Annotated in this window: 16 protein-coding genes; 7 read left to right on the top strand and 9 right to left on the bottom strand. The window is 70.4% G+C overall.

Annotated elements, in window-relative coordinates; genetic code table 11:
- Positions 1-8 precede the first annotated feature (8 nt).
- Both Bra3105_RS12075 and Bra3105_RS12070 read right to left on the bottom strand, forming a co-directional pair.
- Positions 9-1,961, bottom strand: coding sequence for a glycoside hydrolase family protein (locus Bra3105_RS12075; RefSeq protein WP_228356965.1), 1,953 nt, complete (start codon positions 1,959-1,961; stop codon positions 9-11).
- Positions 1,958-3,844, bottom strand: a complete 1,887-nt coding sequence (locus Bra3105_RS12070) for a glycoside hydrolase family 2 protein (protein ID WP_228356964.1) — start codon at positions 3,842-3,844, stop codon at positions 1,958-1,960. Before Bra3105_RS12070 ends, Bra3105_RS12075 begins: the two co-directional genes overlap by 4 nt.
- A gap of 171 nt (positions 3,845-4,015) precedes the next feature.
- Between Bra3105_RS12070 and Bra3105_RS12065 the strand changes: the two genes are divergently transcribed.
- A complete protein-coding gene (locus Bra3105_RS12065; protein WP_228356963.1) occupies positions 4,016-5,782 on the top strand; it encodes an aryl-sulfate sulfotransferase in 1,767 nt (588 codons plus the stop codon).
- Positions 5,783-5,874: 92 nt separating this feature from the next.
- Here the strand turns inward: Bra3105_RS12065 and Bra3105_RS12060 are convergent, their stop codons facing one another.
- Complete coding sequence (locus tag Bra3105_RS12060) at positions 5,875-6,882, bottom strand: hypothetical protein (RefSeq protein ID WP_228356962.1); 1,008 nt, start codon at positions 6,880-6,882, stop codon at positions 5,875-5,877.
- A gap of 281 nt (positions 6,883-7,163) precedes the next feature.
- Between Bra3105_RS12060 and Bra3105_RS12055 the strand changes: the two genes are divergently transcribed.
- Entirely contained in the window at positions 7,164-7,700 is a 537-nt protein-coding gene (locus Bra3105_RS12055) for an HNH endonuclease (protein ID WP_228356961.1), read from the top strand.
- Between the two features lie 24 nt (positions 7,701-7,724).
- On the opposite strand, the gene Bra3105_RS12050 is transcribed toward Bra3105_RS12055, so the two are convergent.
- The 3 genes from Bra3105_RS12050 to Bra3105_RS12045 all read right to left on the bottom strand — a co-directional run bounded on the left by Bra3105_RS12050 (position 7,725) and on the right by Bra3105_RS12045 (position 10,111).
- Positions 7,725-8,636, bottom strand: coding sequence for a Gfo/Idh/MocA family oxidoreductase (locus Bra3105_RS12050; RefSeq protein WP_323188862.1), 912 nt, complete (start codon positions 8,634-8,636; stop codon positions 7,725-7,727).
- Between the two features lie 6 nt (positions 8,637-8,642).
- Positions 8,643-8,771 carry a hypothetical protein gene (locus Bra3105_RS18570; protein ID WP_323188820.1) on the bottom strand — a complete coding sequence of 43 codons (129 nt, stop codon included), beginning with the start codon at positions 8,769-8,771 and terminating at the stop codon, positions 8,643-8,645.
- A 95-nt stretch (positions 8,772-8,866) separates the two neighbouring features.
- The gene (locus tag Bra3105_RS12045; RefSeq protein ID WP_228356960.1) at positions 8,867-10,111 is read right to left on the bottom strand and encodes an ROK family transcriptional regulator; all 1,245 of its coding nucleotides are present in this window, start codon (positions 10,109-10,111) and stop codon (positions 8,867-8,869) included.
- A gap of 143 nt (positions 10,112-10,254) precedes the next feature.
- Here Bra3105_RS12045 and Bra3105_RS12040 point away from each other — a divergent pair, with 143 nt between their 5' ends.
- The 4 genes from Bra3105_RS12040 to Bra3105_RS12025 are packed head-to-tail and all read left to right on the top strand — an operon-like array spanning position 10,255 to position 15,210.
- Positions 10,255-11,517 (top strand): ABC transporter substrate-binding protein, encoded by a 1,263-nt coding sequence (locus Bra3105_RS12040; RefSeq protein WP_228356959.1) that lies wholly within the window; start codon positions 10,255-10,257, stop codon positions 11,515-11,517.
- A 50-nt stretch (positions 11,518-11,567) separates the two neighbouring features.
- Positions 11,568-12,518, top strand: coding sequence for a carbohydrate ABC transporter permease (locus Bra3105_RS12035; RefSeq protein WP_228356958.1), 951 nt, complete (start codon positions 11,568-11,570; stop codon positions 12,516-12,518).
- Entirely contained in the window at positions 12,515-13,420 is a 906-nt protein-coding gene (locus Bra3105_RS12030; protein WP_228356957.1) for a carbohydrate ABC transporter permease, read from the top strand. Before Bra3105_RS12035 ends, Bra3105_RS12030 begins: the two co-directional genes overlap by 4 nt.
- Positions 13,421-13,446: 26 nt before the next feature.
- Positions 13,447-15,210, top strand: coding sequence for a glycoside hydrolase family 13 protein (locus Bra3105_RS12025; RefSeq protein WP_228356956.1), 1,764 nt, complete (start codon positions 13,447-13,449; stop codon positions 15,208-15,210).
- Positions 15,211-15,230: 20 nt separating this feature from the next.
- Here the strand turns inward: Bra3105_RS12025 and Bra3105_RS12020 are convergent, their stop codons facing one another.
- Complete coding sequence (locus tag Bra3105_RS12020) at positions 15,231-16,751, bottom strand: hypothetical protein (protein ID WP_228356955.1); 1,521 nt, start codon at positions 16,749-16,751, stop codon at positions 15,231-15,233.
- 239 nt (positions 16,752-16,990) lie between these two features.
- On the opposite strand from Bra3105_RS12020, the gene Bra3105_RS12015 reads away from it, so the two are divergent.
- A complete protein-coding gene (locus tag Bra3105_RS12015) occupies positions 16,991-18,319 on the top strand; it encodes a glycoside hydrolase family 125 protein (protein ID WP_228356954.1) in 1,329 nt (442 codons plus the stop codon).
- Between the two features lie 42 nt (positions 18,320-18,361).
- Here the strand turns inward: Bra3105_RS12015 and Bra3105_RS12010 are convergent, their stop codons facing one another.
- Positions 18,362-19,540 (bottom strand): PKD domain-containing protein, encoded by a 1,179-nt coding sequence (locus Bra3105_RS12010; RefSeq protein ID WP_228356953.1) that lies wholly within the window; start codon positions 19,538-19,540, stop codon positions 18,362-18,364.
- Positions 19,533-20,150 carry a DUF6318 family protein gene (locus tag Bra3105_RS12005; RefSeq protein ID WP_228356952.1) on the bottom strand — a complete coding sequence of 206 codons (618 nt, stop codon included), beginning with the start codon at positions 20,148-20,150 and terminating at the stop codon, positions 19,533-19,535. The genes Bra3105_RS12010 and Bra3105_RS12005 overlap by 8 nt, the downstream gene beginning before the upstream one ends.
- Positions 20,151-20,193 lie beyond the last annotated feature (43 nt).

The following is a 20,193-nucleotide window of genomic DNA, read 5'->3' as shown; positions in this document are numbered from 1 at the left end:
CATAGGTATCAGAACTCGTCCTCGTTGCCGTCGCTGAGCCACGCCCCGATCACCGGGAACTCCATGACGCGCAGGCGCGCCGTGCCGTAGGGGACGAGGCGCAGCCCGTGCACGGGACCGTGCTCGAGCACCGGGCTCGCCGGCGGCGGGGTCGCCGAGGCGCCGTCCGCCTGCCACTGGGAGAGGCGGCTGCCGCGGGCCTCGAGGGTGAGGGCCTCTCCCGCAGCGAAGGGAGCGGCGGGGATCTCGCCGTGGCCGATCTGCCAGGCACCTGCCTGCTCGACGTCGGCGAGCGCCCAGCTCCAGTTCCCCCGCGGGCGGATCTCCCACTCCCCCAGGCCGGGGGCGTCCGGGACCTCCATCCAGTTCTCGCCCGGGGTCGCGACCATGACCAGCGGGCCCACGTGCACCGCGGCGGCCTGCCGCTCGCGCCGCTCGACGCGGGCGCGCATCGGCAGCGTGAGCTCGATGGTGTTCTCGCCGTGCCAGGCGCGGCGTAGCTCCACGTGCCCGTCGGCCGACGGTTCGACCGGGACCTCCTCGCCGTCCACGACCAGTCGCGGCGCATCGCACCAGGTGGGGATGCGCAGGCGCAGCGGCACCTCGGCGTTCTCCGCGGCGGCCGGTTCCGGCCGGTCTCCCCCGCGCACCAGGATCCGCACGCTGTCGCGGAACGGGTAGTCGGTGATCACGTCGAGGTGGAGCTGCGTGCCGTCCGCGTCGACGTCGATCGTGCAGGGTGCGTAGGCGACGGCGCGGAGGCCGCCGTCGGGGTCGCGCACCCAGAGGTTGGCGGCGAACTTGGGCCAGCCCTGGTGGAGGTTCGCGGTGCAGCATCCGAAGTGCGGCTCGAGGCCGAACATGTTCGCGTCGTCGCTCGAGAACGACCAGTCGCGGTGGGCGACGGAGACCTCGATCTGGGTGCCCTGCTGGTGGTACTGGTGGGCTCGCATCCGTGGATCGCACGAGGCCGCGAGCAGGTTGAAGGCGAGAGACTCGAGGCGGTCGCCCTGCACGGCGTCGCCGTACACCTTCGCGAGCACCTCGACCGTGTGCATCATCTCCACGACCAGGCAGGTCTCGATGCCGGCGGTCGCCTCGCGCCCGCCCAGCCACTCGTCGCCGGAGAACCAGCCGTGGGCCTGGCCGTGCCAGCGCATGAGGTGCGCGAGGGCCTCCTCGGTGCGCGCGCGATGGCCGGGATCGCCGTCGACGAGCTGGGCGGCGGCGCCGGTCTTGAGTCCCATCGCGACGTTCACGCCGTGGGCCGAGTGGGCGGAGACCTGGGCCTGACCGGTGATGACGCGCTCGATGAGGTGGGTGTCCCAGTCGAAGGTCTGGGAGAGGACGAGGCGGACGAGGTCCTCGAGCCGGCCGCTCGCCTCCGCCTGCTCCGCCGGGAGGTGTGCGCGGGTCCAGGCGATCGTGAGCACGTCCTCGGCGCCGCGTGCCTTCGCCCACTGCGCGAGCGGGCGCGCGGGCAGGTGCGCGAGCTGGAAGCGGTGCCAGCGCAGCAGGAACGGGACGACGCGCGGATCGCCGGTCGCCTCGGCGTGCTGGATCAGCACCTTCGCGGCGACCATGCGCGGCCACCAGTCCTCGTCGGCCGTCGGCCCGAAGAAGCCGTCCTCGCGCTGGGAGCCGAGCATCCATTCGATCCAGGGCCGGGCCTGGGCGATGAGCTGCTCGTCGCCGAGCACGTGCGCGAGGGAGACGAGTCCGTCGAGGTAGTAGGGGCCGCGCTCCCAGCTCTCGCCGTCCCCGCCGAGCCAGCCGCTGTCGGGGCCGACGTCCGGCCAGACCTCGGGCAGACGTCCGGTGATCCCGTCGGCCTGCAGGCGCAGCTGCCGTTCGAGCCAGCCGCGAGGCCGGATCGCGCCGAGCGGGAGGGCGACCGCGACGCCGGGGAGCGGGTTCCAGGTGTCGTCGGACGCGGGGTCCGATGCGGGAGCGGCGCTCATGCGCCGGCCTCCCCGGTGACGAAGCCGCGGATCACCGCGGCATCGAGCTTCGGCCGACGGTCGGCGGTCGCGAGGCCGTTGGCCTCCTGCTGGGTGTCGGTGAGCTGGGTGTAGCAGAAGCCGGCGAGGACGGGGCTCGCGGTGACGGCCTCGAAGAGGCCGCCGACGCGCTCGGTGAACTCCTCCTCGCTGCCGACGACCGCGTATCCCCAGGTCTCGGCCACGGCGAAGGCGATGCCGCCGAACTCGGTGAGCATCACGGGGGCGTCGGGGCCGAGCTCGCTCGGGCCGTCGAGGACGGGCCTGCGCCCCTGCGGGCCCATGCCGGTGATCGTGCGTTCGAGGGCGGCGGCGTCGGCGTAGTGGGCGCGCAGCCGGGGCGGGTCGGTGCAGTAGTCGTGGACGGTGAGCAGGTCGCCGCCGGTGTGCTCGTAGCCGTCGTTGGAGACGACGGGCCGGCTCGGGTCGAGGGCCCGGGTCAGGGCGGTCATGGCGAGGGCGAGCTGGCGCTGTCCGGGGTGGCCGGAGAGGTCGCGCACGCCCCAGCTCTCGTTGATCGGCACCCAGGTGACGATGCTCGGGTGGGCGCGGTACTGGGCGACGGTCTCGGCCCACTCGGAGCTGAGCGCGGCGACGGCGCGCGGCGAGTACGTATAGGCGTTCGCGGTCTCGCCCCAGATCATCAGACCCTGGCGGTCGGCCTGGAACAGCAGGCGCGGGTCCTCGGTCTTCTGGTGGATGCGGGCTGCGTTGAAGCCGAGGTCGAGGATCAGCCCGACCTCCTCGCGGCAGGCATCGGCCGACGGCGGGGTGAGGTGCGTGTCCGGCCAGAAGCCCTGCTCGAGGACGGATCGCACGTAGCAGGGCTCGCCGTTGAGCAGGAACCAGCCCCGGTCGACCCCGACGGTGCGCAGACCCAGGTAGCCGAAGGCCTCGTCGCGGACGACGCCCCCGCCCGCATCCGCGCCGTCGTCGTCGCTGGCGAGCACGAGGACGCGGGCGTCCACGAGGTGCGGGTGGCCGGGTCGCCACAGCAGGCGGTCGCGGGCCTGGGTGTTGCGCAGTGCGGAGATCTCGACGGCGCCGGCGACGCGGGGCTCCACGGCGTCGAGCTCGATCGCGCCGAGCTGCTCGGTGCCGCGAGCCGTCGTGCTGCTGAGCTCGACGCGCACCCAGGTGCCGGGGCGGGGCCGACGGGCCAGGTCCACGACCACCTCGACGCGGCAGCGGGCGAGGTCCGTCTCGGCGGTGAAGGCCGTGACGTGTTGGTCCGGCACGATCTCGATCCACACCGTGCGCCAGATGCCGGTGGTGCGGTCGTACCAGATGCCGTGGGGCTTCTCCTCCCAGTCCTGCTTGCCGTGGGGCAGGTCCACGTCGTGTGGGTCGTCGGCGGCGCGGACCACGATCACCGCGGTGCCGTCGTCGGCGAGGTGGTCGGTGAGGTCGACGGTGAAGGCGGTCTGCCCGCCGGTGTGCTGCCCGGCGAGGCGGCCGTTGACCCACACCATCGCCTCGTGGTCGACCGCGCCGAGGTGCAGCAGGGCGCGATGCCCTGCTGGCGGGGAGACCCGGGCGGTGCGCCGGTACCAGACGACGGGGTGGAAGCCGCGGTCACCGATCCCGGAGGCCTCGCTCTCGGGGACGAAGGGCACCTGGATCTGTCGGTCGAGCGGGTCGGGACGGGTGGCGTCGGACGCGCCCGCATCCGCGGATCCGCCGATGAACCAGTGCTCGGCGAGGCCGCGGTCCTCGTCGTCACGGGCGAAGTCCCAGGTGCCGTCGAGGCTGGTCCAGCTCTCACGGATCAGGGTGGGGCGAGGGTGGGTGCCGTCCTGGGCGGAGGCGCGCAGGGGCGTGCCAGCGGTCGCGCGAGCAGTCATCGTCGAATGCCTTTCGAGGTGCGGGGCTCCGACGCTACCGGTCCGCGAAGCCCGAGGCCAGAGATTCTCTCCACGTGGGAATGGTCGTGCCCGTCGAGGGCGGACTGCCGCACAGCGAATCCACAGCCGGGCGACAGCAGGGGCTCGACGGACGCTCGCTACGTTCGCCCGATGCACCGACCCGCACCGCACTCCCCTGCCCGGGACACCCCTTCCCAGGACGCCGACGCCCGACTCGCCCACCGCGCGCCCACTCGTCGCTCCGTCCTGCTCGGCGCGGGGGCGGGCGCCGCCGGCCTCGCGCTGGCCGGCTGCCAGAACTCGGGCGGGTCGTCGGACGCAGCGGCGAAGACGCCGCAGGTGAGGATCTCCGAGTTCGAGAACGCGCGCGGGGACTGGACCATCTGGCAGGTGTCCTACGACCTCGAGGACGGCGAGTCGAACCCCGAGCTGTACACCGAGGCGACGCAGACGGCGCGGCACGAGGCGCTCGAGGCGAAGAAGGCCGAGGGCGGCTGGACCGCGCAGAACCCGCTGCTGGTGCTCGACCCCTACGGCACCACCCGCACCGGGCTCTACGTGCACTTCGCGGACGACTCCGCGGGCGAGCTCTCCTTCGTCGACGCCGTCGCCGATGCCGAGGACTTCGCGAAGACCGCCGCGAACCATGCGGAGACGGGCTTCGAGGGCCTGGTCGTCGGCCTGGTCCCGGGGGCGACCAACACCCTCGCCCTCACCTGGCGGCCGAAGAGCGGGCAGGTCGTGCGCGGGACCCTGAGCATCCGCACGCCCACCACCGCCTCGGGCTACTCCTCGACCATCTCCGCCGACGTGAAGGATGCGGAGGCGCTGACCGAGGGCTTGTTCGCCATGTCCGGGATCTCCGGGCCGGGCAACAACTCCTTCCTCATGGACAACGCGGGGATCATGCGCGCCGAGCTCACCTCGACCACCTCCGCCCAGCACCACCTGGTGGTGGAGGACGGCCGCATCGTCACCACCACGGGCAGCGCGCAGGTCTCGGTGCTGGACCACCTGGGCCACGCCGACACGATCATCGACCTCGGGAAGCAGTCCGTGCACCACGACCTGGACGTGGTGGGCGGCGCCGCGTTCGTGCTGACGTCGGTCACCAGCAGCGGACGCTCCGAGGACCGGGTGACCCGGGTGGACCTGAGCACGGGCGACGTGGAACAGGTGGTCGACCTCCAGAAGGTGTTCCCCGAGTACGAGAAGCTCGCGCACGCCCGCACCGGCGACGGGCTCGGGGACCCCGTCGCGACAGGTGAGGACTGGATCCACATCAACACCCTCCAGATCATCGACGACGTCATGTACCTGTCCTCGCGCGAGACCTCCACGGCCTTCGCCCTCGAGAACGCGCTGGAAGCCGGCTCCACACCGAGCGTGCGGTGGATGCTCGGTGCGGAGGGCCTCTGGGAGGGCACCGGCTACGAGGGGAAGTTCCTCGAGCCCTCGGGGTCGATGATCGGCAACGCGGGCCAGCACTCGGTGCACCGCATCGACGACGACTCCCTGCCGGACGGCCAGTTCTACCTGGAGATGTTCAACAACAACTACTGGTACGTCGGCACACGCAATGAGGTGGACTGGAAGGACGAGGGCCCGGACAACGCCTCGACGGACGAGCTCGAGGGCACGAGCCACATGCTGCGCTACCTCGTGGACGAGAGCACCTGGAGCTATACCGAGGACCTCGCGGTCGAAGTGCCGTACTCCTCGGTCGTCTCCAACGTGTTCCGCCTGGGCAGCGGGGGCATCGACGACAACGCCGTGGTGAACTCCGGGAAGTCCGGCGCGTTCTCGGAGCGCGACGCGGAGGGCGAGATCCTGGCCTCCTACCGCTATGACACCTCCAATCTGGGCTACCGGGTCTACAAGGACACCTTCGAGGGCTTCTGGTACGCCGCGTCCTGACCATCGACCGACCGGCGGGGATCTCGCGCCGCGCCCACGCCGCGGGTCCTCCCGCAACGCCCCTCCTGCTTCGGCATCTCCCGCGTCAGCCCCTACTGCAGGAACGTGCCCCGCGCGTCCCGCCGGGCGTCCTCCTCCTGCTGACGACGCAGCGCAAGGAGTGCGACCGCTGTGCGCACGGGTCGCGGCGCCCGGAACACGATGCCCGACCGCCCGGGCTCGGAGACGCCGAGGATCCCGTAGGCCTGGAGCAGGAAGAGGTCTCTCTGCGCGTCGGCGAGGTCGCCGAGCGCCTGCAGATCCACCTCGCCTCGACGTTCGTCGATCGGGTCCCACGTGATCGCGGTGTTCGCGCCGATGCCCCGGAAAAGGCGCCCGATCGCGGCCTCGTCGAGACACCCGTCGGCAGGGAGCTCCGGCAGCGTGACCCCGTCCTCGCAGGTCGCAGCGAGCAGCGATTCGAGCAGGAGCCCCGTGTTCCGGAACCCGCCGTGACCTGGGCAGTAGCGGCTGATGACATGCAGCAGTTCGGCGATCGCCAGAACACCGTCGACCTCGCCGTCCATCTCCCCCAGAGGCTCGTCGCCCTCGTCGAAGCCAGCTCGCGCGCCGGGATGCTCCGCGCTGCAGCGGCGCACCCTGTGGTTCTCGTCGTCGCAGACGAGCACCCCGAGATTCAGCAGCACGACCCACGGCCCGAGCAGCTCGGGGATCTCGCGCAGCCGGCCGCCGGGACGGACGATCCCGGCCCGCTGCTTGAGCTCGCGGACCGCGGCATTGGGCAGCACTCCGCTGTCGGTGAGCGGCCGACCGTCGCCGACGTAGTCGCGCAGCAGCCGGCAGCGCTGCACGAAGGGGATCGCGGCCGCCTGCCGCACCCACTCGAGGTCGTCGATCTCCTCCTCCTCGAGCAGGGAGGACGTCGGAGGCAGGAACCACGGCGCCGCGACGCGGTCCTCGAGGGGCCATGCCTCATCTTCCTCCTGCCAGGTGTGACCACAGGGAGGGCCATCCCAGACGTCGACCTCCTCGGCGTCGGGCGTGAGGTCCGCGTCCTGGGCGTCGTCAGGGTCGATGGGTGCGTGCGTCATGTGCGTCATGACCCGAGCCTCCCGGTCGCCGTGGGCGACCGCGAGGGGCCGGCGAGGGATGTGGATGGCGGAGCTCTGGGGAGGAACGGACGCGCCCGCCCGCGCGGCACATGGCGGCACGACAGGGCACGACGAAACGCCGTCTCCTCGGGGAACGAGCGGACGACACGCGGGCGACGAGTGAGCGAAATCGGTTGATTCCGGCACCGCGACGCGCAACGATGCAAGCGTGCCCCGCGGGAACCCACTCGCGCGGGCGCACCGCCGCACGGCGGCAGGAGGTGGCAGCGATGTCCGTGGTGAAGGTCTTCAACAAGGGGTACGACCCGGCGACCGGGATCGGCGAGCTGCTGCACACGACCTCGGTCCGGCACGCGTTCGGGATGATCCGGCGCGGCGTCGCGGACCCCGTCGAGCTGACCCTGGCCGGCGATGACATCGTGCCCACGGCCCTGGAGCTGACGCGCGAGCTGAGCGGGGCATGGGTCGAGGGCGAGGGCCGCCGCTCCGTCGGCTTCTCCTTCCGCGCCGTCCACGAGCGCGACCACTGGACCTGCGCCTTCTGCGGGCGCAGCGTCTCCAAGACGCCGCCGTGCTCCGCGCTGCTGGCGACCGTCGACCACATCCTGCCGGTCTCCCGCGGCGGCGCCTCGAGCTGGACGAACCTGGTCTCCGCCTGCCGCGAGTGCAACGGGCGCAAGGCCGACCGCACGCCCGAGGAGGCAGGCATGCCCCTGCGCTTCGCGCCCTACGATCCCGCCGTCGCCTATCGCGTGGGCGGGCACGTCGAGGTGATCCCCGGGATCCCCGAGGCTCTCGCAGCCTGAGGGCAGGGGCCCGAGGGCCCGGCCCTACACCCGCCCGACCGCCTCCACCTGCCCCGTCTCCGCACTGCGGCGCGCGGCATCGAGCACGGCGAGCACGGCCACCCCCTCGTCGGCCGGCGAGGGCGCGGGGCCCTTCCCGGCGCAGGCGCGCGCGAACTGCTCGTAGAAGGCGAAGTAGGCGCCCTGGACGGAGGGAACCCGCTGCTCGCCCTCATCGGTGCGCAGCACGCCCGCGTTCTCGGGAGCGTCGAAGCCCCACCCCTCACGGTCCGCCGCCGGGTCCTGACCCGCGAACACGGCCTGCGCCTGGACGTCGCTGCTGGTCACCTCGTACGAGCCTCGCGCACCGTAGGCCCGCAGGGTCCGCTCGGCGAGATGGTTGAGCTTGCTCGAGGACACGTGCGAGTGCACGCCCGAGGCGTGCTGGAGGTCGATCACGAAGGAGGCATCCGTGCGCCCCTCGGGCAGGTCGACGTGATCGAGGTGCGCATGCACCGCCGTGACCGGACCCAGGAGCCACATCATCTGGTCGACGAGATGGGTGCCGAGGTCGCGCAGCAGGCCTCCGTCGGGACCGGCCTCGAGCTGGTGCGGCTCGTCGAGGTCGAAGCGGGAGTGCACGCGCCACAGCTCGCCCAGCCGACCGCTCTCCAGCACACCGCGGAGGGTGCGCAGGTCGGCGTCGAAGCGCCGGTTGTGGAAGACGGAGAGCAGCACCCCGGCATCCTCGGCCGCGCGGGCGAGCTCCCTCGCGGCGGGAGCCGAGGGCGCGAACGGCTTGTCCGCGACCACGTGGACGCCCTCCGCGATGGCCTCCAGGACCAGGTCGCGACGTGTCGCCGGCGGCGTGGTGATGGTGACCGCGTCCACGCCGGGCTCCAGCGCACAGGAGGCGAGCATCTCCGTGAGGCTCGCGAAGACCGGGGTGTCCGGCAGATCCTCTCACACCCGGGCACGCGTGGTCTCCGCTCGGGCGACCACACCTGCGAGCTCGACTCCGTCTGCCGCCCGGATGAACGGGGCGTGGAAGTACCTGCCGCCGACTCCGTAGCCCACCAGTCCCAGCCGCATGTGCCCTCCTCTCGTTCCACGATGTTTGTCCGAACATAGCGGGAGGGCGGGACGAGCAGAAGGCCGTCTCAGATCGGTACGCTCAGCTCGGGCGCTCAGACCTCGCGGTCGGCCCCCGCCGGCAGGAAGTCCAGGGGCTCCTCGCGGATGCGGGAGAGGGCGAGCTCGATCGCGCCGCGCACGATCACGTCCCGACCGAGCGTGCTCGCGACGAGCTCCGGGAAGGGTGGGAAGAAGTCGGCCTCGAGCACTGAGCGCGCATGCCCGAGCACCGGGCCGATGGCGGGCGCGACACCGCCTGCGATCACGATCGTCTCGACATCGAGCAGGCTCTCGAGCACCACGGCGACCTGCGCGAGGCGCACACCGAGACGGCGCAGGATGCTCTCGGCGAGGACATCGCCGTCGGCCGCGGCGGCGAAGACCTGTTCGGCATCGAGGTCCGACGGGTCGAACTCGCGCAGGGTCGACGGGATGTCGCTGCGCGTCAGCTCGCCGATCGCCCACCGCCGGGCGAGGGCACCGAGCCCGTCGACGGCGCCGGCGTCAGGGTCGTCAGCCGCGATGAGGTCGAGGAAGCGCATCTCGCCCGCGCCCCCGCGGGCACCGCGCAGCAGGTGGCCGTCGACGATGACGCCGGCGCCGAAGCGCTCCCCCGTGAGCAGGGCGGCCATGTGCGGGCTGGGGTGATGGGCGTGCTCGGCGAGGACCGCGAGGTTGGCGTCGTTCTCGACGACGACGCCGCCCGCGAGGTCGTCCTGGAAGCCCGAGTTCATGATGTCCCAGAACGCGCCCTGGTCTTCCGGTGATCGCCCTTCGGCATCGACGGGGGCGGGGACGCCGACGACGGTGAGCAGCGGAGCCGCCCCGAGCGGATAGGAGCGGCCGCCCTCTGCGCGGGCCGACGCGCGGGCGGCCTCGAGCACCTCGTCGACGAGCTCGCGCACGAGCGAGACCCGCCCCTCGCGATCGATCTCCGCGGGGTCGATCCGGCGCCTTCCGCTCGCGAGGATCGTGCCGCGCAGGTCCGCGGCGATCACGTCGAAGCGCGACTCCCCCGCATCGACGCCGACCACCACGCCGGCATCCTCGCGCAGGCGGTAGCGGCGCGCGGGGCGCCCCCTGCTGGACAGCCCGGCGGCGCGCGAATCGGCCACCTCCTCGAGCCATCCCGCGGCCACGAGGTCCGCGCAGAGCCCCAGCACGGTAGCCCGGGTCAGGCCGCTCGTCGCCATAGCCTCGGCCGCCGTGAACTCGCCGCTGGCCAGGGCGAACCGCAGCAGCGCGCCGGAGTTGATCCGACGGAGGATGCGAGGTGATCGCGCGGTGGAATCGGCCATGCCTTGACGGTACCGGAGGCGCCGCGCATACTTCCTTCAGACGTTAAATCTAGGTATTGAATCTAATAGGACGGGCGGTTCGGCCCCGCCCGCACGTCCGACGCTCCACTCGTCATCCCGCCCCCGATCGAAGGAGATCGACGGTGTCACCAGCCTCCTCGCGCCCCCTGACACGGCGCGCCCTGCTCGCCTCGAGCGGCGTCCTCGCCGCGGCCGCGGGCCTCACCGGCTGCGGCTCCGGCCGCCCGACCGTCACGCTCTACCAGTCGAAGCCCGAGGCGATCCCGCACTTCAGCCAGGTCGTCGGGGACTTCAACGGCGAGCAGAAGCAGTACCGGTACGTCCACGACATCGCCACGAACCTCTCCGCGAGCTTCGTGCGCCACAGCCCGCCGGACATCGCCTGCCAGAACTACAACCTCGAGATGGCCCGCTTCATGGAGCGCGGCGCGCTCTCCGACCTCGCGGACATGCCCGTCGCCAAGACCATCCGCAAGGACGTCCTGGACCTCGCCGACTGGTACCCCACCTACGAGGGCCGCACGAGCGTCATCCCCTACTCCGTCACAGGCGCCTCGGTCATCTACAACAAGTCGATCTTCGCGCACCACGGCCTCGAGGTCCCGACGACCTGGGACGACTTCCTGGACGTGTGCCAGGAGCTGAAGAAGGCCGGGGCCACCCCGATCTACGGCACCTTCCGCGACCCGTGGACGATCACGCAGGGCCTGTTCGACTACACGGTGGGCGGCATGGTCGACGTGCGCAGCTTCTACGAGAAGTTGAACGCGATCGGTGAGGACGTCGGCCCTGATTCGGAGGTCTCCTTCCAGAAGACCCTGTTGGAGCCCATCCAGCACATGGTGCAGCTGCTCGACTTCCACAACGAGGATGCCTCCAGCCGCGGCTACGGGGACGGCAACACCGCGATGGCCGCGGGCAAGGCCGCCATGTGCTTCCAGGGCCCGTGGGCGATCGCGGAGATCGACAAGGTCGGCGGCGACGCGGAGCTGGGCACCTTCCCGCTGCCGATGACCGGCGACGCGAAGGATCTGAAGATCCGAGTGAACATCGACCTCTCCCTGTGGATCCCCGAGGCGGCCGATCAGATCCGGGGAGCCCGGGACCTGCTGAACCACCTCATGGAGCCGGAGCTGCAGAACTCCTACAACAAGGACTTCCTGGCCTTCGGCACCACGAAGGACGCCCCGCCCGTGAGCGACGACCGGATCGTCCAGATGCAGGACTACTACGACAACGGCGCCTTCTACATGGGGCCCTCGCAGTTCATCCCGAGGACGATCCCCTACGAGAACTACCTGCAGTCCATCGCGTTCGGCGCGGATCCCGAGCCCGTGCTCGCCCGACTGGACTCCGATTGGGCGCGCCTGGCCTACCGGCAGTGACGCCGACACCCGCCGCCTACCACCCGACGCACCGGACGAAGGACCTCCTGATGTCGACCACCTCCCTCTCCGCGGGGACCGACCGCGACGGCGCGGACGCGCCCGATCGCGGACCGCGCACCGCGATCGCGCCGCGAAAGCAGCGCACCGATCCCGTCTACTACCTGTTCCTGTTCCCTGCACTGGCGATCTTCACCCTCGCCGTGACCGTGCCAGCGATCCTGGGCTTCGGCTACAGCTTCACGAACTCCATCGGATTCGGCGACTGGGAGTTCATCGGGCTGCGCAACTACATCGCGATGTTCCGCGACGAGGGCATCCTCTCGGCGTACGGCTTCACGCTCGGCTTCGCCCTGGTCACGGTGATCGTGGTCAACGCGATCGCGTTCCTGCTGGCGCTGGGGCTGACCGCGAGGATCCGCTTCGCCGCGGCGCTGCGCACGGTGTACGTGCTGCCGATGGTGATCTCCGGGATCATCATCGCGTTCGTCTTCAAGTTCCTGTTCTCCAACACGCTCCCGCAGATGGCGGGGGCGCTGGGCATCGATTCGCTGTCCTCCTCGATCCTGGCCGACGAGCACCTCGCGTGGATCGCGATCGTCATCGTCACGGCCTGGTCCACGATCCCCTCGACGATGCTCATCTATCTCGCGGGCCTGGTGACGATCCCCGCCGACGTCTACGAGGCCGCGTCCCTGGACGGGGCGACGGGCTGGCAGGCACTGCGCCGGATCACGCTGCCCCTGGTCTCGGGCTACATCGTCATCAACACGATCCTGGGCTTCAAGAACTACCTCAACGCCTACGACATCATCGTCGGCCTCACCGATGGCGGCCCCGGCACCGCGACCCGCAGCGTCGCCATGTCGATCTTCAAGGGCTTCGAGGGCGGGGACTACGGCTACCAGATGGCCAACGCCTTCGTCTTCTTCCTGATCAGCATCATCATCGCCGTGCTGCAGCTTCGCATCACGCGCGGGAGAGCGAGCTTCGGAGCATGAGCACCATCGCCACCCCCACCGACCCCACTCCCCCGCCCGGCGGCGCGGGATCGGGACGCAGCACGTCCCGTCGGCGCGTCGGCCGCGAGCGCACCAACTGGCCCGCGACGATCATCCTCATCGTCTGCTCGCTCAGCGTGATCGTGCCGCTGCTGGTCACGATCAACATGGCGCTGAAGACCTCCGGCCAGGCGGTCGACGGGCAGGCCTTCACGCTGCCCTCGCCGCTGACCGCGCAGAGCTTCATCGACGCCTGGCAGCTCACGGACTTCCCGCGCGCCCTCACGATGAGCGCGTTCATCACGCTCATCTCGGTGGCCGGGGAGATCGTGATCTCCGCGCTCGCCGCCTACGCCATCGTGCGCAACTGGGAGCGACGCCTGTTCCGGTGGTCGTTCTTCTACCTGCTCACAGCGATGTTCATCCCGTTCCCTGTGGTCGCGCTGCCCCAGGTGCAGCTCACCGGCATGGTGGGCCTGGACAACCCCGTGGGCGTCGCACTGCTGCACATCGTGTTCTCGCTCGCGTTCAACACGATGCTGTTCACGGCGTTCCTGCGCTCGATCCCCCTCGAGCTCGAGGAGTCGATGCGCGTCGACGGCGCGAGCACCTGGCAGGTGTTCTGGCGACTGATCTTCCCGCTGCTCGGGCCGATGGCCGCGACCGTGGGCATCTTCGCCTTCCTCGGCTCATGGAACGACTTCATGATGCCGAGCCTGATCACCTCCAACCCCGAGCTGCAGACCATCCCCGTGCTGCAGCAGATGTTCCAGACCCAGTTCTCCAACACCTACAACATCGCCTTCGCCAGCTACCTGATGGCCATGGCCCCGGCGATCATCGTCTACCTGTTCGCGCAGCGCTGGGTGATCTCCGGACTCACCCAGGGCGCCGTGAAGTGACCACCCGCAACCTCTCGAAGGACCCCATGACTTCCCAGTCCACCGCCCAGATCCGCCCCCTCGACGAGTCCGCCGAGCTGCTCGTCGACGACCCGACCTGGTGGCGGCAGGCGGCCGTCTACCAGATCTACCCGCGCTCCTTCGCGGACGCGAACGGCGACGGCGTCGGCGACCTGCGCGGCATCACCTCCCGCGTTCCATACCTGCGGGAGCTCGGGGTGGATGCCGTGTGGCTCAGCCCCTTCTACCCCTCGGCCCTGGCCGACGGCGGCTACGACGTGGACGACTACCGCGACGTCGACCCGAGGATCGGCACGCTCGAGGACTTCGACGAGCTCTCGACCGCCTTGCACGCGGCGGGCCTGCGGCTGATCGTGGACCTCGTCCCCAACCACACCGGCAGCGGCCACGCCTGGTTCCAGGAGGCCCTCGCCGCGGGGCGCGGCTCCCGTGCCCGGGAGCGGTACATCTTCCGCGAGGGGCGCGGCGAGCACGGCGAGCTGCCTCCGGCCGACTGGGAGTCGATCTTCGGCGGACCCGCCTGGACCCGGGTCGAGGACGGCCAGTGGTACCTGCACCTGTTCGCGACCGAGCAGCCCGATCTGAACTGGGCGGACCGCGAGGTGCGCGAGGACTTCCTGAACACACTGCGCTTCTGGGCGGACCGCGGTGTCGACGGCTTCCGGGTCGACGTCGCGCATGCGCTCGCCAAGGATCTGGGCGAGGAGCTGCCGAGCACCGCCGAGCTGGATGCGATGCCTCAGGACGGCACGCACCCGCTGTGGGACCGCGACGACGTCCACGAGATCTACGCCGAGTGGCGGCGCGTCTTCGATGAGTACTCCCCGCCGCGCACCGCGGTCGCGGAGGCCTGGGTGGGCTCCGCCGAGCGCCGCGCCCGCTACGCGAGCCCGCAGGGACTGGGCCAGGCGTTCAACTTCGACCTGCTCGAGGCCGACTTCGACGCGGCGGACTACCGTCGCATCGTCACCGAGAACCTCGCCCAGTCCGCGCAGACGGGCTCCTCGAGCACCTGGGTGTTCTCCAACCATGACGTGGTGCGCCACGCGACCCGCTACGGCCTGCCGCCGCGCGCCGGCCGGCCCGGCAAGCAGGGCGCCGACTGGGTCGCCGCGGGCGGGCCCGACGACGGCATCGACCGCGAGCTGGGTCTGCGGCGCGCCCGAGCGGCGACCCTGTTCGAACTGGCCCTGCCCGGCAGCGCCTACCTGTACCAGGGCGAGGAGCTGGGGCTGCACGAGGTGGCCGAGATCCCCGACGAGCGGCGACAGGATCCTGCGTTCCTGCGCACCACGCCCGAGACCCGCAGCGCCGACGGCCTGGGCCGCGACGGCTGCCGCGTCCCCCTGCCCTGGACCCGCGGCGGTGCGTCGTTCGGCTTCGGCGAGGGCGGCGCGCATCTCCCCCAGCCCTCGTGGTTCGCGGACTTCTCCGTCGAGGCGGAGTCCGAGGATCCGACGTCGACCCTCGAGATGTACCGACGGGCGCTGCACCTGCGCCGCGAGCTGCAGGGCGCGGAGACGCTCACCTGGGACGACGTGCTCGCAGGTGGCGAGGTGCCCGCAGGCGGCGACGTGCCCGCAGGCGGCGACGTGCTCGTCTTCGAGCGCGAGGGCGGCTGGGTCTGCGCGACGAACTTCGGCGACACCGAGGTCCCGCTGCCCTCGGGCGAGGTGCTCGTGGCGAGCGGGGAGCTCGGGGGCGCCGATGATGCGGCCGACGAGGCACGCACGCTGCCGGGCGCGACCACGGTGTGGCTGCGACGGTGAGCTGAGCGCGGCGCGGGACCTCACGGGGTCCCGCGTCGGCGCCCCGCCTCCCCCAGGATCCGTTCGGCCTCGTCGAGCGCGACATGGAGGATCGGGGCGCCGACGAAGCGCTCCCCCTCGCGGCGAAGCAGGCCGACCGCGGCGAGCTCCTCGAGGTCGGCGCGGACGTCGTCCCCGTCGGGCCCCGTGGTCACCTCTGCGCCGTCCGGTCCGCACGCCGCACGCAGCGCGGAGAGCGTCTCGGGCAGTCCGCGCAGACCGCCCTCCTCGGGGCCGCGCATGCCGAGGCCGGCGAGCAGGCTGACGATCACGGCGCGCGCGAAGCGGAGGAACTCCTCGGGCTCCGCGGTCGATGGGCGCAGCTGCGGCGAGTCCGCGTCGCCCGCCGCGCCGACGCCGCCGTCGGCCGGAGCATCGGGGACGACCCGTCGGCCCTCGCGGACCAGCCACCCGCCGTCGAGCAGCGCGATCCAGGGGCCCACGATCCCGGGCGCTTCCCACATCGACCGCACGTCCCTCGGCCGCGCTTCGGGCCCGCTGCCCAGGCGGGCGAGGACCGTGCGGGTCGCGGCGCGATCGAGACCCGCCGTGGAGGTCACGGTGATGCCGCTGCCGACCGTCTCGAGCAGCACGACGGCTGCGCGCACGAACGGCACCCTCGCGGCCATCTCCGCGCGCAGCGCCATGTCCTCAGCGTCCGACTGGTCCGTGCTCGGTGCGGTCTCGGGCGTCGGCTCGCTCACGCGGTGAGGGGCGGGCGGCCACACCGGCCACGGCTCCTCCGGATCCTCGCCGTGGTGGCCTCGCGTGCGGCTGTCGCGTGGCTGTCGTCGGCCGGCGGCGTGCGGTCCTCGATGGGCGTCGGATGAAGGCCCTCGCTGGAGGCGGTCGACCTCCGCGATCCCGTCGTGATCCCCCGGCTGGGCGCGCATCGTCGCGGGGTCGTAGGGCACGGAAGGGTCGGTGAGGCGGCCGGTCCGGCTGAGCTGGGTGCGCTCGTCATCGGGCAGCGCGTCGTACCAGTCGATGTACCCCATGAGCGCGGCCTCGTCGCGCGGGTCCAGGCCGTGCTCGAGGCCGTAGCCGATGAGGTTCGAGGAGAAGGAGCGGCGGGAGGGGTCGTCGGCCGCCTCGAGCACCGCGAACTCGAGGTCGGCGAGCGTGCGCGCGGCGGCCTCGGGACGCATCGAGCGGCGCGACCAGCGCCCGGTCTCCTGGAGGAACACGAAGAAGCGGGTGAGGGCCGGGACCAGGTCCATCGAGGCCTCGCGGACCTGGATGACGGTGCGCGGGACCAACTGCGTGAGCAGCTGCTCGATCACCGGGCCCGTCCATTCGCCGACGTCGTCGCTCGCGAGCCGTGAGGATTTCAGACGCAGCAGCGCGTCCACGAGCTGGGTCTCCGAGGTGACGTCGACGCCCCGCGCCGTGACCGGATCCGCGCCCGCTCCCGGTGCCTCCAGCCAGACGGAGTACTCGGCGAGCGCCTGCGCACGCTCGCGGTCGCCCGTGTCCGGGGCCTGCCGCTTGTTCCTGGGCATGCCACCAGGGTGCCCCACGCGAGGGTCGAGGACCAGGGGCAGACCGAAGGCGCACCCCGACGGGGCAGGCCGACCGGCAGACGATGGGGCAGGCCGACGGGCAAACGATGGGCGGACGACGGGGCAGGGGCAGCGGAGACCGGTCGACGCCCGCTGGGCCTGTCCGATGGACTCCGCAGACGATGCGGAGCGCTGAAACCGATCGCCCCGCAGAGCGCTTTCCGCATACTCTTGCGCGGGTGAGCTTCACCGTGGAACCCCAGATCGCCGATGCCGTGCGCTCGGCCGCCGACCGTGTCCGCAGCGAGCTCGGCGAAGAGGCCGGATCGTTCGTCGAGGCGGCGCTGCTGCGCACTCTCACCGACACGATCACCCTCGCGGAGGACGGCACCGCATTCGTCATCACGGGCGACATCCCCGCGATGTGGCTGCGCGACTCGACCACGCAGATGTTCCCCTACCTGCGTCTCGCCGCCGACTGCGAGCCGCTCACGGATCTGCTCACGGCGGTGGTGCGCCGCCAGCTGCGGATGATCGCGCACGACCCGTACGCGAACTCCGCGAACCTGGGGCCCACGGGCGCGCATCACGATGCGAACGACCTGTGCCAGGACCCGATGATCTGGGAGCAGAAGTACGAGGTCGACTCCCTCGCGTTCCCGATCATCTTCGGGCACCGTCTGCTGCGGATCACCGGTCGCGGGGACCTGTTCGACGGTCTGGCCCACGGTGTCCTGCGCACGATCGTGAACCAGTGGCGGCTCGAGACCGAGCACGAGGAGCGCTCGCAGTACAGGTTCGTGCGCGACATCGGCATCCCCACGGAGACTCTGGACCGCGACGGACTGGGATCGCCCCTCGGCGTCACCGGCATGACCTGGAGCGGTTTCCGACCCTCCGACGACGCCTGCACCTTCGGCTACAACGTGCCGGCGAACCTGCAGGCCGCGCAGGCCCTGATGGCGATCGCGGACGTGGCGCTGTCTGTGTACGGCGACGAAGCGCTCGCGGCGGACGCCGATGCTCTGCGCACTTCGATCCTCGAGGGCGTCGCGGCGCACGGCGTGGTCGAGCACGAGGGCTCCCGGATCTACGCCTACGAGGTCGACGGCCTGGGCGGGCAGCTGCTGATGGACGACGCGAACATGCCCTCGCTGCTGTCCCTGCCGCTGGATGCGCCCGATGTGCTGGATCCCGAGCTCGCGGACGCGACACGAGCGTTCTGCCTGGGAATGGCGAACCCGTACCGCTACTCGGGGACGGTGGCGACGGGCATCGGCAGCCCGCACACCCCCGAGCAGTACGTGTGGCCCATCGCCTTCGCCGTCGAGGGTCTGACGGGCACGCCGGAGCGGGGTCGCGAGATCATCCGACTGCTGCTCGCGACGGACGGCGGAACGGACCGCATGCACGAGTCCTTCCACGTGGATGACCCCGAGCGCTTCACCCGCCCCTGGTTCTCCTGGGCCGACGCCATGTTCTGCGAGCTCGCGCTGCACCTGACCGATGGTCCCGCGCCCGCGAGGTCGTTCGCGGAGCGGGCGGAGGTGTCCGGCCAGGAGAGGTGATCGGGGCCGACGGACGGCCGACGATCAGCAGCCGTCCTCCGCTCAGATCTCCTTGGTGGTGGCGTTCGGGTCGCGTGGACCTTCGGTGTCCTTCGAGCGCTTCGGCACGAAGGGATCCTTCTCCTCGTCATGCGGACGGTCGGGATTGACCAGACGGGACTCCAGCGACTTCGAGTAGACCTCCTGGGGATCCGAGGCGATCTCCACCGTGCCGTCGATGTCCTGCCACTCCCCGCCATCCACGGAGAACTGCCCCTCATACGTGGTCGTCAGCGTGACGTCGTACCAGCCCTCATAGGCGAAGGTCGCGCCCACATCCTTCGACGGCCACGGCTCCCCGGGATCATCCGTGACGAGCACGTTCCCATCACCCAGATCCCACCGGTACTCCACAGGAGTCGCCCGGATCCTGACCGGAGTGTCCAGCAGCTCCGTCTCCAGCACCTGCGACTCCGAATCCGCATAGAGCACCAGATCCATGTTCGCCGGCAACCACCCCTGCTCCGGACCAGCATGCGCCGACGCCGCCTTCACCGGCAGCTTCGCGAAGTCCTTCTGCGTGACGGTGATGACGACCGGCTTCTCGTCCTCGGCACTCTGAGACTGAGCGCCTTGAGGCGCTTCAGGAGTCTTCGAACCAACGCAGCGAGTAGAAGTAGAGGTACCTGCAGAACTACCTGCACCACGCAGTGAAGTAGTACCAACCTGACTCTGCCCGTCCCCACCCCCGCCTCGAGTTGTGGAAACTCCGGAGGTGTTCGGGATCATGACATCGACACCTGCGGTCCGAATCGTCGGCAATTCTTCCGCCGTACACGCATCAGGATCGGCCACACACTTTCCAACGTTGCCGTTTTGCGTGCATTTGTAGGGAGTGCGATCCACATCCTTCCATTCAGTTTCAAATATTGCAGAAATGGACGCCACCAAGCCCGAGAACGGATTAGAAGGCGGCGCGACCACCTTCGTGCGCCCAGTCGGCCTATCGCGTCGATCTCGATCAGCCTTAGAATGACCCGGCCCCGTGTCGACCGGCTCATCTCCGCCTTCCCCTTTATTGATTTGCTCTTCGGCGTCAGCCCCAACCGAATCATCGTCGAGGAAGCCCTGGAAATCTCCGTACGCCGAGGAATGCCCGGCCAGAACGCCTGCAATCACGAAAAGGAACGCGATCGCCAACTTTGCCCTCGAGCAAGAGCGGCGGCGCACCCCCTCACCCATCGACGACCTTCTCAGTCTTCAAGTTGAAGGCATTCACCACCCACGAACCTTCGCTCCACGACATGCCGCCCACCGTCCCGTACCTTGTATCAGGCTCCTGCTTGAGTCGCGAGTTGCCGTAAACAGGTTCCGAGTGTTCAGAGAGAATGAAGGTGTAGCCGACTTCAAGCTCATGCTTCTCGGATTCATATGTGCGGAGATCGCGGTCATCGATCGTAGCCCGAGACCACCATTTTCCCGTCTTGTTAAGTTTCTCGATTTCGTGCAAGTTTTGATCACAACTGGCGCAACTTTCGCCAAAGAGACTTTTAAGCACTTCTGTGTCCCCCGTCTGATAGGACCAAAGCATCACAGCCCAAAAGTATTTGTATGCCTGCTCCGCCCCCTCATCCGTGTGCTCATCCATTCCCGCGTAATCCTTCGGGTCGGGCTTCGGCACGTCCGGCTTCGCGCTCTCGCCTCCCCCATCGGACTGCTCCACGGGGGCAGACGCGGTGGCTTCGCTGCCAGCGCTGGGAGAGGGGTCGTCCTTGTCACCGCAGCCGGTCATCAGACCGGCGGCGAGAGCGAGGACGGCGAGGGAGGAGAGGGTGCGTCGAGTCGTCGTCATGGCGGCTTCCGGGTGGGGGCGGGATGCCTGCACAGTATCCAGG

It is taken from the genome of Brachybacterium halotolerans subsp. kimchii (assembly GCF_020792675.1).
Classification (GTDB): Bacteria; Actinomycetota; Actinomycetes; order Actinomycetales; family Dermabacteraceae; genus Brachybacterium; species Brachybacterium halotolerans.
This window is presented reverse-complemented; position numbering and strand designations above follow the sequence as displayed.

What these genes read in the sequence shown, in the direction of transcription:
- Bra3105_RS12020 (WP_228356955.1), bottom strand. Translation starts at nt 16,751, where the DNA reads ATGCCCAGGAACAAGCGGCAGGCCCCGGACACGGGCGACCGCGAGCGT.
- Bra3105_RS12010 (WP_228356953.1), bottom strand. Translation starts at nt 19,540, where the DNA reads ATGGGTGAGGGGGTGCGCCGCCGCTCTTGCTCGAGGGCAAAGTTGGCG.
- Bra3105_RS12075 (WP_228356965.1), bottom strand. Translation starts at nt 1,961, where the DNA reads ATGAGCGCCGCTCCCGCATCGGACCCCGCGTCCGACGACACCTGGAAC.
- Bra3105_RS12070 (WP_228356964.1), bottom strand. Translation starts at nt 3,844, where the DNA reads ATGACTGCTCGCGCGACCGCTGGCACGCCCCTGCGCGCCTCCGCCCAG.
- Bra3105_RS12035 (WP_228356958.1), top strand. Translation starts at nt 11,568, where the DNA reads ATGTCGACCACCTCCCTCTCCGCGGGGACCGACCGCGACGGCGCGGAC.
- Bra3105_RS12045 (WP_228356960.1), bottom strand. Translation starts at nt 10,111, where the DNA reads ATGGCCGATTCCACCGCGCGATCACCTCGCATCCTCCGTCGGATCAAC.
- Bra3105_RS12065 (WP_228356963.1), top strand. Translation starts at nt 4,016, where the DNA reads ATGCACCGACCCGCACCGCACTCCCCTGCCCGGGACACCCCTTCCCAG.
- Bra3105_RS12005 (WP_228356952.1), bottom strand. Translation starts at nt 20,150, where the DNA reads ATGACGACGACTCGACGCACCCTCTCCTCCCTCGCCGTCCTCGCTCTC.
- Bra3105_RS18570 (WP_323188820.1), bottom strand. Translation starts at nt 8,771, where the DNA reads ATGCGGCTGGGACTGGTGGGCTACGGAGTCGGCGGCAGGTACTTCCAC.
- Bra3105_RS12025 (WP_228356956.1), top strand. Translation starts at nt 13,447, where the DNA reads ATGACTTCCCAGTCCACCGCCCAGATCCGCCCCCTCGACGAGTCCGCC.
- Bra3105_RS12030 (WP_228356957.1), top strand. Translation starts at nt 12,515, where the DNA reads ATGAGCACCATCGCCACCCCCACCGACCCCACTCCCCCGCCCGGCGGC.
- Bra3105_RS12055 (WP_228356961.1), top strand. Translation starts at nt 7,164, where the DNA reads ATGTCCGTGGTGAAGGTCTTCAACAAGGGGTACGACCCGGCGACCGGG.
- Bra3105_RS12060 (WP_228356962.1), bottom strand. Translation starts at nt 6,882, where the DNA reads ATGACGCACATGACGCACGCACCCATCGACCCTGACGACGCCCAGGAC.